Annotated in this window: 11 protein-coding genes; 4 read left to right on the top strand and 7 right to left on the bottom strand. The window is 38.5% G+C overall.

Going from position 1 to position 13,034, the window contains the following annotated elements; all coding sequences use genetic code 11:
• Window positions 1–148 precede the first annotated feature (148 nt).
• Window positions 149–772, top strand: a complete 624-nt coding sequence (locus tag QUE72_RS16960) for a DVUA0089 family protein (protein ID WP_286270313.1) — start codon at window positions 149–151, stop codon at window positions 770–772.
• 55 nt (window positions 773–827) lie between these two features.
• Here the strand turns inward: QUE72_RS16960 and QUE72_RS16955 are convergent, their stop codons facing one another.
• The 6 genes from QUE72_RS16955 to QUE72_RS16930 form a co-directional block, all read right to left on the bottom strand.
• The gene (locus QUE72_RS16955; RefSeq protein ID WP_286270311.1) at window positions 828–2,039 is read right to left on the bottom strand and encodes an ABC transporter permease; all 1,212 of its coding nucleotides are present in this window, start codon (window positions 2,037–2,039) and stop codon (window positions 828–830) included.
• The gene (locus tag QUE72_RS16950; protein WP_286270310.1) at window positions 2,029–2,961 is read right to left on the bottom strand and encodes an ABC transporter ATP-binding protein; all 933 of its coding nucleotides are present in this window, start codon (window positions 2,959–2,961) and stop codon (window positions 2,029–2,031) included. Before QUE72_RS16950 ends, QUE72_RS16955 begins: the two co-directional genes overlap by 11 nt.
• 54 nt (window positions 2,962–3,015) lie before the next feature.
• A complete protein-coding gene (locus QUE72_RS16945; protein WP_286270308.1) occupies window positions 3,016–3,567 on the bottom strand; it encodes a GNAT family N-acetyltransferase in 552 nt (183 codons plus the stop codon).
• Between the two features lie 68 nt (window positions 3,568–3,635).
• A complete protein-coding gene (locus tag QUE72_RS16940; RefSeq protein ID WP_074496388.1) occupies window positions 3,636–4,556 on the bottom strand; it encodes a manganese-dependent inorganic pyrophosphatase in 921 nt (306 codons plus the stop codon).
• Window positions 4,557–4,681: 125 nt separating this feature from the next.
• Complete coding sequence (locus QUE72_RS16935) at window positions 4,682–5,416, bottom strand: DUF1194 domain-containing protein (protein ID WP_286270305.1); 735 nt, start codon at window positions 5,414–5,416, stop codon at window positions 4,682–4,684.
• A gap of 273 nt (window positions 5,417–5,689) precedes the next feature.
• Entirely contained in the window at window positions 5,690–6,658 is a 969-nt protein-coding gene (locus QUE72_RS16930) for a class 1 fructose-bisphosphatase (protein WP_286270303.1), read from the bottom strand.
• A gap of 221 nt (window positions 6,659–6,879) precedes the next feature.
• On the opposite strand from QUE72_RS16930, the gene QUE72_RS16925 reads away from it, so the two are divergent.
• Window positions 6,880–9,282 carry a zinc-dependent metalloprotease gene (locus tag QUE72_RS16925; RefSeq protein WP_286270302.1) on the top strand — a complete coding sequence of 801 codons (2,403 nt, stop codon included), beginning with the start codon at window positions 6,880–6,882 and terminating at the stop codon, window positions 9,280–9,282.
• A 126-nt stretch (window positions 9,283–9,408) separates the two neighbouring features.
• Here QUE72_RS16925 and QUE72_RS16920 read toward each other — a convergent pair whose 3' ends face one another.
• Window positions 9,409–10,311, bottom strand: a complete 903-nt coding sequence (locus QUE72_RS16920; protein ID WP_286270300.1) for a DMT family transporter — start codon at window positions 10,309–10,311, stop codon at window positions 9,409–9,411.
• A 93-nt stretch (window positions 10,312–10,404) separates the two neighbouring features.
• Between QUE72_RS16920 and QUE72_RS16915 the strand changes: the two genes are divergently transcribed.
• Window positions 10,405–11,853 (top strand): aminotransferase-like domain-containing protein, encoded by a 1,449-nt coding sequence (locus QUE72_RS16915; protein WP_286270299.1) that lies wholly within the window; start codon window positions 10,405–10,407, stop codon window positions 11,851–11,853.
• Between the two features lie 100 nt (window positions 11,854–11,953).
• Complete coding sequence (locus QUE72_RS16910; RefSeq protein WP_074496393.1) at window positions 11,954–12,766, top strand: mechanosensitive ion channel family protein; 813 nt, start codon at window positions 11,954–11,956, stop codon at window positions 12,764–12,766.
• Window positions 12,767–13,034: the final 268 nt, after the last annotated feature.

Genomic DNA, 13,034 nt, shown 5'->3' with positions numbered 1-13,034 from the left:
TCAGGTTTGTTTACACTCTGTTTTAAAAATAATAATAATTCGAAGGTGAAATATGTAACTAATTGAAAAATATTGCTTATATATTATTGGTTCGTTTTTTTGCTTTATGCTGCTCAGCAGTAATTAATTAAGAAAGGTATTTAATAGAATGAAAAAATTTATCTCGGCAGCAGCAGCACTGATGATGAGCCTAACGGCAAATGCAACGCTTATTACAGAATCGTTTACAGGTAATTTTGATAACGATGAAAGTCGTTTTTATATCAGCTTTGACGTTGCTACTGACAATTCGTTGGTTGAATTAACAAGCTGGGGTTATGCTGGCGGTGTAAATGCTGAAGGAACTACCATTGCTGACGGTGGCTTTGACAGTCAATTGTTTATTTTTGATAGCCTTGGTAACCTTCTTGAATCTGATGACGATGGTTCTAATGTTGTATCAGCTACAAGTGGTAACAGTTGGGATGCATTCATTTCAAGAACGTTAAACACTGGTTCATACTTTGCAGTATTAACGCAATTCGACAGCGATTACATTTCAGGTGATTTGGTAACAGGTGAATGGTCTTTATCAGATACGACAAATTTTGTTGATGCTGATGATAACGATAGAACTTCATTTTATGCCTTTGATATTTCAGGGGAAAATTTAACCAATGTTGGTGGTGTTGGTCATGATACCACGCCAGTAACGGTACCTGAACCAGGTACAATTGCCTTATTAAGCTTAACGTTATTAGGTTTAGTGACGCGTAAAAAACTAACTAAATAAAACGTTATTTATATATTGAGCCTACCATTCTTTGGATAGGCTCATATAAAAAAGGTTATTTAGGCTCTTTAATCATCCATTTAAACATCATACCTACGCTTGGTTCTTTGCCGTACATAGTCATACCCATTTTAAACATTCTTGCCGCACCTGATCTTAACCACGCGGCTAAAGCAATACCTAATAGCAGCGATAAAAGTGTATGCCATAGCGGCACATCAATGAGCGACATTTTAACTGGCATAGCTACAAACGAAGTTAGTGGTAAAAAGCTTAGTATACTCATCGCCCAACCAGACGCATCATCCATGGTCATAAAAACTAAAGCGACAGGTACCAGTGGTAATAACATCATACTCGTTTTAGCACTATGATTCGGGTCATCAATAGCAGCAGCGACAGCCGCGATAAATGCAGTACTGATGTAAATACCTAAAAGTGAGAAGATAAACAACCAGGGGATAAACGACCAATCAATCATTGTAAGGTCAATACTTTGATCGTTTATCACAACTGACATAAAAGCATATCCAAGCAAACCGGTAATACCCGCGGTGACCATCGCTTTAATCGCATGGAGTAGTTGGCCTAGAATTTTACCATCTATCCAGCTTTGTGCGCTAATACACGAATAGAGTTGCTCTGTTACACGCTGTTGTTTTTCTCCTGTAATACTTGCAAAGAGTTGTCCGAAAGAGGTAAATATACCGACAGCCATGAGCACTATCATCACGATTGCAATCGTATCGCTAACGTCGTCTTCAGATTTAATTGCTTGATCAGCGTACTGTTGCGTTATAGCAACAGGTGTTTGAAGCAGTGCTAGCTGATTAGGTTGCAAGTTTAACTGTTGAGCAATAGATTGTCGGTACTGATTTAATACTTCCGTATTCAAGCTGCTATGCCAGCTTTGCTTATCATTTACCGTTAAAATGAGCTGCTGCTGTTCACTTGGCTTATTAGAACCCATCGCGATAACAGCGTCATATTTACTCTCTTCTTGCTGTAACAATTCAAAGGCTGAAAGCGATGTATTATCAACATATTCAAAATTAAATTGTCCGGCATTTTGTAAGACAACGTTTTGACTTGTCAGGGCTATTTGATAAATCGTAATGTCATCATGTTTAACCACTTGCCAAAAGTACACGATTGCTGCAATTGCAATCATGATCAGCTTTGAAATAAGTTCCTGTTTCCATTTGAAAAAGTGCATAAACTCCCAACAGGTAACGAGCCATACTTGTTTTGATTTGTTAGGCTTCATGTGCAATTTCTCCATGTTGTTCAATAGCATCGATATAAATTTGATGTAGATCTCTTTGTTGACATTGAATAGAAGAAAGCGCACCAAGTTTAGTGAGTTTATCTGTCACGTGGTTTAATTGATCCTTTTCTGCACATGCAACTTGTAATTTCGTATCGTTTATTTGCACAACATCGTCTTTAGGAAACAATTCCGTTATTTTTTCCTGATCGATAGCATGTATATAACTCGCGACAACGAGGTTATTACTGCCTAATTGCTGTGTAATTTCACCTAGGGTGCCATAGAAAACGGCTTCCCCTTTGTTCATGAGTAAGATACGGTCAGCGATTTTTTCAACCATGGCCATTTGGTGGGCACTAAGTAGTACTGTCATACCAAGCTTTTTCAGTTCATGTAAAAAGGTAACGACTTTTTCTTGGTTGACTGGATCTAAGCCTGAAAAAGGTTCATCGAGTATTATCCATTGAGGTTGATGAATAACAGCGGTGATCAGCTGTACTTTTTGCTGATTTCCTTTTGATAAGGATTTAAGTTGGTCGCTTTTACGTTCGCTTAAGTCAAATTTTTCTAACCAAAAAGCTGCCTGCTCTTTTGCATCGTTTTTTGCCATGCCATTTAATTGTGCAAAATAGCAAATGTTATCGATAACGGATTTCTCCGGATATAAACCACGATCTTCTGGCAAATAACCTAGTGCCCAATTGGGTATGGCGTCATATTCCACATCGTCTATTGTTACACTAATATTGCCAGCATCTGGCTTTGTAAATCCAGTGAGCATTTTAACTAAAGAAGATTTACCAGCGCCATTAGGACCTAATAACGCGAATATTTCCCCGCGATTAACGTTAAAACTTAAGTGATTTACTGCTTTTACAGTAGCGTACTGCTTTAATACTTGATTGACGAGCAACTGCATAAAAATCCTTGTTCTTAGTTATGTGGTCGCTTAGTCGCTACGAAAAGAATTTTATTACAATATATTAGGGTTTTTATTAACCTGATAATAGGCAACTTGGCAATCAATTAATTGATCCTTGTGGTGGTATGTTTTTACGTAGTGCATGCCTAGCTTTTTCATGACTTTAATTGAGGCGTGATTGTCTTCATCTGCAATCGCACTAAACTGATTGTAACCCAACTGTAAATGTAAGGATTGCATTACCTGCTGAGCGGCTTCAGTTGCATACCCTTTCCCCCAGGTGTCCCTAAAGAATCGCCATCCTATTTCTAAATTATCGAGCTCAGGGTGATCTGAAAAAAACTGCATAGGACGAATTAAAATCCAACCTAGGTAAGTGTTGTCTGTCAGAAGGTTGACTTGCCATAGTCCCCAGCCTTTTTCTTTATTAAGGTAAGCTTCCATTCGTGGTATAAAAACGTGTTCAATTTTTTCCATTGATGATATTTTCCCGCCAGTAATGAATTTCATCACTTCGGAGTCTTGATCGAGCTGCCATAATAATTGCTTATCGTTTTTATCCATTAAACGAAAAGATAAACGCTCGCTATTGTTAATGTTCATTATCGTTGCCCTGAAACAAGAAACTCAGCATTTGCTGAGTTTCTAAAAAAATAAGGTTAACTATACGCTTAAGAAAAAGATTTTTGCAGTGGCGGTACCACTTGTTTCTTACGAGATAGCACACCATCGAGCCATACACGTCCGTCTATAGACGCTTTATCAAACGCATTAGCAGTTAAATCGCCATTATCACTTACTATTAACACTTCAGAGCCTTCTTTCATAATGTCGGTTAACAATAACAGTACACTATGGCGATTACCTTCTACTTTTAACGCTGCTATATCTGCTTCAAGTTCAGCTTTAATATCATCAAAAATAGCTAAATCGATAACTTCTAATTGCCCAATACCAACTAAGTGGCCGTTCATGTCAAAATCTTTAAAGTCACGCAAAACGAGGTCTCGTATTGGTGTGTCTTCAACCGCTGATTTTACTTTGAACATTTCCATACCAAGTGCTTGTGGGTCGTCAATACCTGCAATTTCAGCCAACGCTTCAACACACTTTATATCAGCAGTGGTACAGGTTGGTGATTTGAAAATAACGGTATCAGATAAGATTGCACACATCATAGCGCCAGCGATATCTTTTGGGATAGCGATACCGTGAAAATCGTACATCATTTTGATAATGGTGTTAGTACAGCCAACAGGACGTATCCAGCATTCTAATGGCGTAGAAGTAGTAATATCGCCAAGCTTATGATGATCAATAATGCCTAAAATAGTTGCGTCATCGATGTCATCAGGGCCTTGTGTGCGTTCTGAATGATCAACGATATATAAGCTTTCACCTGCATAACTTAGTTTAAGCTCTGGTTGTTCAAAGCCAAACTTATCTAAGATAAATAGTGTTTCAGGCGATAATTCGCCTAAACGGGCGGGTACAGTATGTTCACCAAGTTCGGTTTTTAAATAAGATAAAGCAATTGCTGAACAAATGGAATCTGAGTCAGGGATCTTGTGACCGACAACATAATTGGGCATAAATATTTCTCTGTCGTAGTGAGCGATTAAAACGTTATGGGTATTTTAGCAAAATAATGGAGACAAAAAAAAGCCGCTTAAGCTATAAGCGACTTTAAACTTGTTATATCAGCTTTTAATAAAAATTAGCTTCTACGAATACGCGCTAATCCAAATAAAGCTAAACCTACCATAGCAATAGTACCTGGCTCTGAAACAGTTGCTGAGATTTCTCTGATTAATTTACGCTCAATACCCGCTTGAAAATCCGCAAATGTAGCTGCGTGTAGATGAAAGGCATTAAAACCACCAATTACATTGTTTTGATAATATGTGCCAACACCTGCACTACCAATAGTAATACCATTAATAGTGTCAATTCCACCAGCTAATGCATTGTCTCGTGCCGTTGTAACACTGACACCATCATTATTTGTGCCATCACCCGATACATCCATTACTTGACGAGCGGCATCAAAATCGTTTGTGCCAAATAATGTTGCGCCAAATGCAATTGCAGAGCCAATACCAGTAGAGCCACTAAAAGCTCTTGATAGTAATGCTAATTGGTCGGCAAAAGCAATGGCATCAGCTGCGGTATCAATCAGTGTCCAATCAACTTGTACACTTTGGCTACTTGAGCCTGACCACTCAAGGTATTGCACAGCGATCTTACCTTCGGTGCCTGCTTCAATCGCTGCATGCACGCTTGCAGAGCGAAACGCTTGTTCATAGCCTTGAAGCTGTAATGCATATTCACCGGAATCAACACTACCTGAAACATCGGCGAGAAGTTGTAGTTCTAAGTCTACAATTGTATTTGCTTGTGCGCTAAGTGCCGTAGCGGCAAATAGTGCAGAGGTTAATAATTTTTTAAACATGTCCTTATACCTTAATAAATATTAAATTCAACTTGAGATTGCACAAAATATGCCAAGTAAATTAGTTACATTTATTCAAGAGGTTAACCAGTTTGTACGAATGTACAAATAACTTTTTGTAAAGAAAACTGACACATGATATTAACAAATTTATAGCATCAATCACTGAAGGTTCTGGAAGGTATTTATTAGGTGAGCGAACAATCGTGTTGTGAAAAAGTTAATCACCGTACAAGAAAGAATACGATGATTAACGGTATATATTTAACAATATTACTTGTAGTAATTTAAGCAGATGTTAACTTCTTCTTCTGAGCCCATAATGACTTCAACACGCTGATGAATATCGTCAGGTTCAATGTCCATAATACGCTCTTGAGAGGTCACCGCTAGGCCACCAGCTTGTTCAATAAGGAAGCTCATAGGGTTAGCTTCATACATTAATCTTAATTTAAAAGGCTTTTTAGGATCTTTACTATCTGCAGGGTAAGTAAAAATGCCACCGCGCGTTAATACACGATGAATATCGCCAACCATGGCTGCAATCCAGCGCATATTGAAGTTTTTTTCTCTAGGGCCGGTATCACCCGCTATTAAATCTTGAATATAACGCTGCATTGGCGGTTGCCAAAACCGTTGGTTTGACATATTTACTGCAAATTCCTGAGTGGTTTTAGGTACTTGCACATTGCGTTCAACTAATAAAAAACCACCATGAGTACGATCTAATACATAAAAATGCGTACCTTTACCTGTTGTCATGACTAACATGGTTGAAGGACCGTACAATACATAACCAGCACATACCTGTTTAGTGCCTGCTTGTTGGAATTGTGCAGAATCTCCTGCAGGTACATCATCTCGAGCTTCGTGTATTGAAAAGATGGTACCGATTAGCGAATTAATATCAATATTTGAGCTACCGTCTAATGGGTCAAATGAGACAATAAATTTACCGTTTTCATCACCAACGACAGAATGCTCTTCTTCTTCAGAAGAAATTGCGCGAACAAAACCTGACTCAAGCAAAATATCTTTAATGAGTTCATTGGCAACTACGTCGAGTTTTTTTTGTACTTCACCTTGTATATTTTCATCTAGCGTTGAACCCATTAACCCACCAAGATGAGCTTGGCTTACACGAAATGATATTTCCTTTGTGGCGGCTAAAATGGTTTTTATTAGGGAAATGAGATCTAATGGCACATTATCTTCACGTAAAGCAGGGGCAAGTCGTTGCATTGTAATACCTAATTTTTTACAGTATGGGTGGTTAAATTGTATAAAATGTACTTTTTATTTATTTTTAAGCGCTTGATGAATGTGTGTCGAGTCATTTAAGTCGCTTTAAGCGTAGGCGTTTATTTCGCCTATTCTCATTTGATTATAACAATAAAACGGCGTCGCTTTGTAGGTGTATTATCTATTTAAGTATGACAATGCTGTTGATAGAAGAGAAAGAAATGAAGCCATTAAACATTGTATTTATTTTACTGTATTGTTTTGTTTTTACTGCGGTCGCCACTGATGAGTTAACATCTTTTGTCGAAGATAAGCAAAAGCACCAAGGTTTTTTTACCTTTTATTATGATGACGCATCAGGAAAGGTATTCTTAGAGGTAGCACAACAACAATCGTTTTTATTTCAAAGTGCGATGCCTCACGGTGTTGGCTCAAATGATATTGGTCTTGATCGAGGGCAGTTAGGCCAAACTCGTTTAGTTGCCTTTGAACGAGTAGGCGATAAAGCCTTATTAAGACAACGCAATACTTATTACCGCGCAGATAGTGATAATGAACTAGAAAAAAAAGCGGTTGAACAAGCGTTTGCAAGTGCGGTTATTTGGGGGTTTAACGTTGTTGCTGAAGGGAAACAACGTTACCTTATTGATTACACGCCGTTTCTTTTATCTGATATTCATAAATTATCTGCAACGTTAAAGGCACGTAAACAAGGTAACTTTTCTATTGATAATTCTCGAAGCGCCTTTTATGCACCAAGAAGTAAAGCGTTTGAAAAAAATACTGAATTAGAAGCCACGGTTACTTTTAAAGGTACTGGTGCTGGTCAATATTTAAAGTCGGTAACACCAGACAATAATACGCTAACGGTCAATTTTCATCATTCATTAATTGCTTTGCCCGATGATCAATATTCCATGCGAAAATTTCATCCGTTCAGTGGGTTCTGGGCGCATAAATTTGCAGATTATGCCTCTGCGATTGAAGAACCTTTAGTAAAACGCGTGATTAACCGTCATCGATTAGCGAAAAAACAACCAACAGCCACGCTAAGCGAAGCGGTAGAGCCTATTGTGTATTATTTAGATCCTGGTGTACCAGAGCCGATAAAAAGTGCATTAATTGATGGCGCAATGTGGTGGGATCAAGCTTTTGAAGCGATTGGCTATAAAAGTGCCTTTCAAGTGAAAATGTTACCACCAGGTGCTGACCCAATGGATGTACGTTATAACGTTATTCAGTGGGTTCATCGCGCAACAAGAGGATGGTCGTATGGCTCTTCAGTGGTAGATCCCCGTACGGGAGAAATTATTAAAGGTCATGTTACGTTAGGCTCATTAAGAGTGCGTCAAGATTATTTAATTGCTTTAGGGCTAACCTCACCGTTTAGTGATGCAAATACCGATACAACGGCAATGAAAGAAATGGCGTTAGCGAGAATTCGCCAATTATCTGCACATGAAGTCGGGCATACCCTAGGCATTGCTCATAATTTCTCTGCTAGCAGTAATAATAGAACATCTGTGATGGACTACCCGCACCCTTACATTCGTTTAAACCAAGGTAAAATAGACCTTTCTAATGCCTATGATGTTAATTTGGGTACGTGGGACAAACATGCTGTTGCCTATGGTTATCAAGATGTTGAGCCTAAAAAAGAACAGCAATATTTGGCAAACGTGATAAAAACAGCACAAGAGAAAGGGCTGCAATTTATGTCTGACGCTGACGCCCGTCCTCAATCCGGTGGGCATTCAACTGCTCATTTATGGGATAATGGTCAAGACCCCGTTGCAGAATTACAACGCGTGTTAGACATAAGAGCAGTAGCGTTAAAAAACCTTGGGATAAACACTATCCCAGTAGGAACAGCATTATCCGAACTAGAGCAAGCATTAGTACCAATCTATAATTTTCATCGCTATCAAGTAGAAGCAGCGGCAAAAATAGTCGCCGGTATTAACTACACTTATCAAGTGCGTGAGCAACCTTTCGTTAATACTTTAAGCATCGTTGAAGGACAAAAGCAACAAGCGGCGATAAGCCAATTATTAGCGACGTTATCTCCTAATATATTAACGCTGCCTAAACATATTGTTGAGCTTATACCGCCAAAAGCATATGGCTATAATCGAGATAGAGAAAGTTTTGCCAGCCAAACAGGGCTCGCGTTTGATGCTATTTCAGCAGCACAAGCAAGCGCAAAACATACGATTGATCTATTACTCAATAAAGCACGTTTGAGTCGTTTGGCACAGCAATCTGCCTTAGATGATAGTGTGCCTTCAGTCGCCGAGTTGTTCTCACAATTAATTAATAAAACGATAAAACAGCCCGTGGGCAAAGGTCATGAAATGTTAGTGCAACAGCGTATCAATCGTTTAGTTATCGATAAACTAGCACAATTGTGGCAGCAAGAGTCTTTAGTGACAGAAGTTAAAGCAGAGGTGTTTGTTACGTTGAAATCACTTGAAGAATGGTTTTTAACGCAAACCGAAGATCATCCTTTAGCTGCACAATATCGTTTGTTATCAACGCAAGTTCCACTGTATTTATCAAACACATTAAAAGTAAAAGAAAATCGTAAGATTACATTACCGCCTGGCTCACCTATAGGAGCTTAACTGCTTAGATGAGCGAAAAAGAAAAAGCGGCTTAAACGGAAGGAAGTTATTTAAGCCGCTGTGCGTATTGCACGAAATTTTAAGGGCCGTGCTATTTTCACGTTAGTTATTTAGTCAGCCTTGGTATTAGGTTAGTGCAGGTGATTCTTTCACCGTAATGCGGGGTTTTACAATCAATACTAAATTGCCTAGCATGATGACAATAAAACCGATGATGGTGTACGTATCCCAAGTAAACCCTTCAAAAAATGTTGAAATAACAACCGCTACCGCAGGAAATAAAATATTTGCATAAGAAGCTTTATGAGCGCCAATTTTTGTTAATAAGCTGAGATAACAACCGAAGGCGATCACTGAGCCAAATAATGACAAATATACCAGCGAAGCAACGTAATTAACTGACCAATCAAAGGTAAATGACTTTCCCTGTATCAGTAGTACAAAAGTCATAAAGAGTGCTCCGTAACCCATTGCCCATGCATTCGCAGGCATAATGGCAAAACCATCCGATTGATTTTTAATCGATAACATATTGCCAAATGATGCCGATAGTGTGCCAACTAAACACAGTAAAAACCCCCACACAGTGGCATTTGATAGCGAAATTTCACTGGCTTGCGGCCAAAATAAAATCACAATACCTGTGAGCCCTAATAGCCCTCCTAGGTAAACTGACGTATCAATTCGCGTACCAAAAAATAGCTTCGCGTTGATGATATTCATGATCATCAGGGTGGAAAATCCAATGCAACTTAATGCTGAGTTGATCTGTGTTTGTGCATGATACAAAAAATAATAATTCACGCTAAACAAGCAAACCCCAAACAAAGCAAGTTGGTAATGCTGGCGTAAAGAAAACCGTAACCGTTGTTTTTTTAATAAGCAGTAAATAAAGATCATCACCGAGGCGAGCGCATAGCGATAAACAACTGAAGCTTCAGGTGCTACAACCCCTAGTTGAAGATGAATGGCAAACCATGTTGAGCCCCAAATTAAAACGGTAATACCATACAGAAAATAGTTGTTCATGCGTTGTCATTATAAAGCTAATTTTTGTAGACAGTTTACCGACTCTTTGTTTTAATAACATATACAAAAAATTAAAAATGGAACCTATACAGTTTGAGGCTAGTTAATCGTTCAGCTCCCGAGTTTCTATATCAGCAAGTGATCGACTTTATTGAAAACCAGAGTGATAGCGGCGTAATTCGACCGGGAGATAAACTTCCAAGTTTACGTAAACTTAGCCAACAGTTTGGTATAAGTGTGCCCACGGTAAAACAAGCGTATGTAGAACTTGAGCGTCAAGGTACTGTTTCTGCAAGGCCGCAGTCTGGTTATTATTTGAATGCAAAAAATGCTCGAACATTATTACCGATGAGAGCTAAGTGGGCACAATGCCAACCCGTTGAAGTATCATGTCGCAGCCTTATTGAACAAGTTTACGATGCCATGCATGTGCCTGATACTGTAGCGTTAGGGATTTCTAATCCCGTTAATGCTCATCCACCAGATAAAACATTAGCACGACTTATGCGCTCGGTGTTAAGTAGAACCGCTGAAAAGGCTGTCAGTTATGGGCCTGTGAATGGGGATGAAAAATTACGATTATCGTTGGCGCTTCGCTATCAAGAACATGGTATGAGTGTAAATCACCATGACATGATAATCACAAATGGTGCGCAAGAGGCGCTTTCTATTGCGTTACAGTGTGTCGCTAAAAAAGGCGATATTATTGCTGTAGAGTCACCTTGTTATTTTGGTTTAATAGAGCTTATTGAAAGTTTAGAAATGAAAGCGCTTGAAGTATACACCTGCACCGAAGATGGTGTGTGTATTGATGAGCTAGAAAAAGTATTGGAAAAGCATCCGGTAAAAGCGTGTTTATTTTCAACAGCGATTAACAATCCACTGGGTTCTTTCATGCCGGAGAAAAAGCGTCAACAATTAGTAAAACTGCTTGAATCAAAAGACATCCCTTTAATCGAGGATGATGTATACAGTGATTTATATTTTACAGAGAAGCGACCTATACCAGCTCAACTGTTTTCGGAGAAAGGCTTAGTCATGACGTGTTCCTCTTTTTCTAAAACGGCAGCACCAGGATATCGCGTTGGTTGGCTTATCCCCGGAAAGTTTGAAGAGGCAGCAAAACGCATAAAACGTGCACAATCGTGTTCAACCTCAATGTTACAACAATGGACGTTAACAGATTACTTACTGAGTGGCGATTATGATCGTCATTTGCATGTATTAAGAAAAATACTGAGATATAATCGTGAACGGATGATTGCTTTAATCGCAAAGCACTTTCCTGAAGCTACCTGCGTGTCTAATCCACAAGGAGGAAGTGTGCTTTGGATAAGATGTCGCTCAGTTATTGATACAAGCGATATTTTTCAACAAGCAATAGAGCAAGGGATAAGCTTTGCGCCAGGACAAATATTTTCACCTTCAGGTAAATATACGCATTATATGCGCATTAGCTTTGGTGTAAAATGGCATGAAGGCATCGAACAAGCCATCGCTAGACTTGGTAAGTTGGTAAATACTTACACACGAATTGGCTGATGGATATCAACTAATATTCAAACTTGTTACGTTATTTATCGTCGCGTAAACAATGCACCGCGTACGTTATTACATTAAATACTCACTATAAGGCTTATCAATGGATGTTATTTTAACCAATAAATGGCTGTTATCTGCGGCATTGATATTAATTGTTATCCCCATAAAAGTTGCGATAAGTCGTGTCATCAGGCGGCGTTATAAACGCAAAGGTGTTGATAAGCGATATGTCGTTAATCATTTGAAAAATATTATTAATTTATTCGTATTGATTGCGCTTATGATGCTATGGAGCGAAGAATTGCAACGTTTTGCATTTTCCATTGCAGCATTTGTTGTTGCGATTGTGATTGCAACGAAAGAAATTATTCAGTGTATTATTGGTTTTATTTATTTATCGAGTAGCCCTGCATTTCGCATTGGTGACTGGATCCAAATAAATGAATATACCGGTGAGGTTACTGAGACCGATTGGGCAAAAGTTACCCTACTTGAAGTCAGTCTAACTAATTATTCTTACACAGGGCGCAGTGTTTTTCTGCCTAATACGCAATTGATGATGCAGCCGATTAAAAATCTTAATTATATGAAACGCTATGTGAACCATTCATTTACATTAGTGTGTGATGACGCATCAAATTTACCCTCGAACATACAAGAGTGTTTGTTAACAAATGCTATTGGCTACTGTGCAGGTTTTAATGATGTTGCAGAACGCTACAGCACATTGATTGAAAATCGACTAGAAATTACTATTCCTGGGCCAGAGCCAAGTGTTAAAATGTCCACAACTGATCTGGGCAAGGTCTGTATTTCATTCACCTTGTTTTGTCCTACGCAAGAAGCAGCAAAAATAGAGCAGAAGCTCACAAAAGACTTTTTTGCATTAAGTTTATCAGCAGCTAAAGCGTAAACATATTCAAATTAATACTGAATAAGCCAAGCGATGGTTGAACCGATAAAATAATTCCTCAAGCGTTTCAATACTTACTAAAGCCATTGTCAATGATAGTGGTTTTACTTCTTTTTCCTATTAGTAACATAAAACGTTGGCATTTTAACTGTAGCGTTAATCTGTAAGAAAGCACAAAACCTACATTAAGCGATTTGTGCTATACCTAAGGTATCTCTTATAAAATTTAGCGAAAAATTGCCTCTGCTAAATTGTTTTTTACAGATTT

The sequence above is a fragment of the Thalassotalea hakodatensis genome, from assembly GCF_030295995.1.
GTDB classification, from domain to species: domain Bacteria; phylum Pseudomonadota; class Gammaproteobacteria; order Enterobacterales; family Alteromonadaceae; genus Thalassotalea_C; species Thalassotalea_C hakodatensis.
This window is presented reverse-complemented; position numbering and strand designations above follow the sequence as displayed.

Coding starts and splice junctions, on each gene's coding strand:
- QUE72_RS16960 (WP_286270313.1), top strand. CDS start 149: ATGAAAAAATTTATCTCGGCAGCAGCAGCACTGATGATGAGCCTAACG.
- QUE72_RS16955 (WP_286270311.1), bottom strand. CDS start 2,039: ATGAAGCCTAACAAATCAAAACAAGTATGGCTCGTTACCTGTTGGGAG.
- QUE72_RS16950 (WP_286270310.1), bottom strand. CDS start 2,961: ATGCAGTTGCTCGTCAATCAAGTATTAAAGCAGTACGCTACTGTAAAA.
- QUE72_RS16945 (WP_286270308.1), bottom strand. CDS start 3,567: ATGAACATTAACAATAGCGAGCGTTTATCTTTTCGTTTAATGGATAAA.
- QUE72_RS16940 (WP_074496388.1), bottom strand. CDS start 4,556: ATGCCCAATTATGTTGTCGGTCACAAGATCCCTGACTCAGATTCCATT.
- QUE72_RS16935 (WP_286270305.1), bottom strand. CDS start 5,416: ATGTTTAAAAAATTATTAACCTCTGCACTATTTGCCGCTACGGCACTT.
- QUE72_RS16930 (WP_286270303.1), bottom strand. CDS start 6,658: ATGCAACGACTTGCCCCTGCTTTACGTGAAGATAATGTGCCATTAGAT.
- QUE72_RS16925 (WP_286270302.1), top strand. CDS start 6,880: ATGAAGCCATTAAACATTGTATTTATTTTACTGTATTGTTTTGTTTTT.
- QUE72_RS16920 (WP_286270300.1), bottom strand. CDS start 10,311: ATGAACAACTATTTTCTGTATGGTATTACCGTTTTAATTTGGGGCTCA.
- QUE72_RS16910 (WP_074496393.1), top strand. CDS start 11,954: ATGGATGTTATTTTAACCAATAAATGGCTGTTATCTGCGGCATTGATA.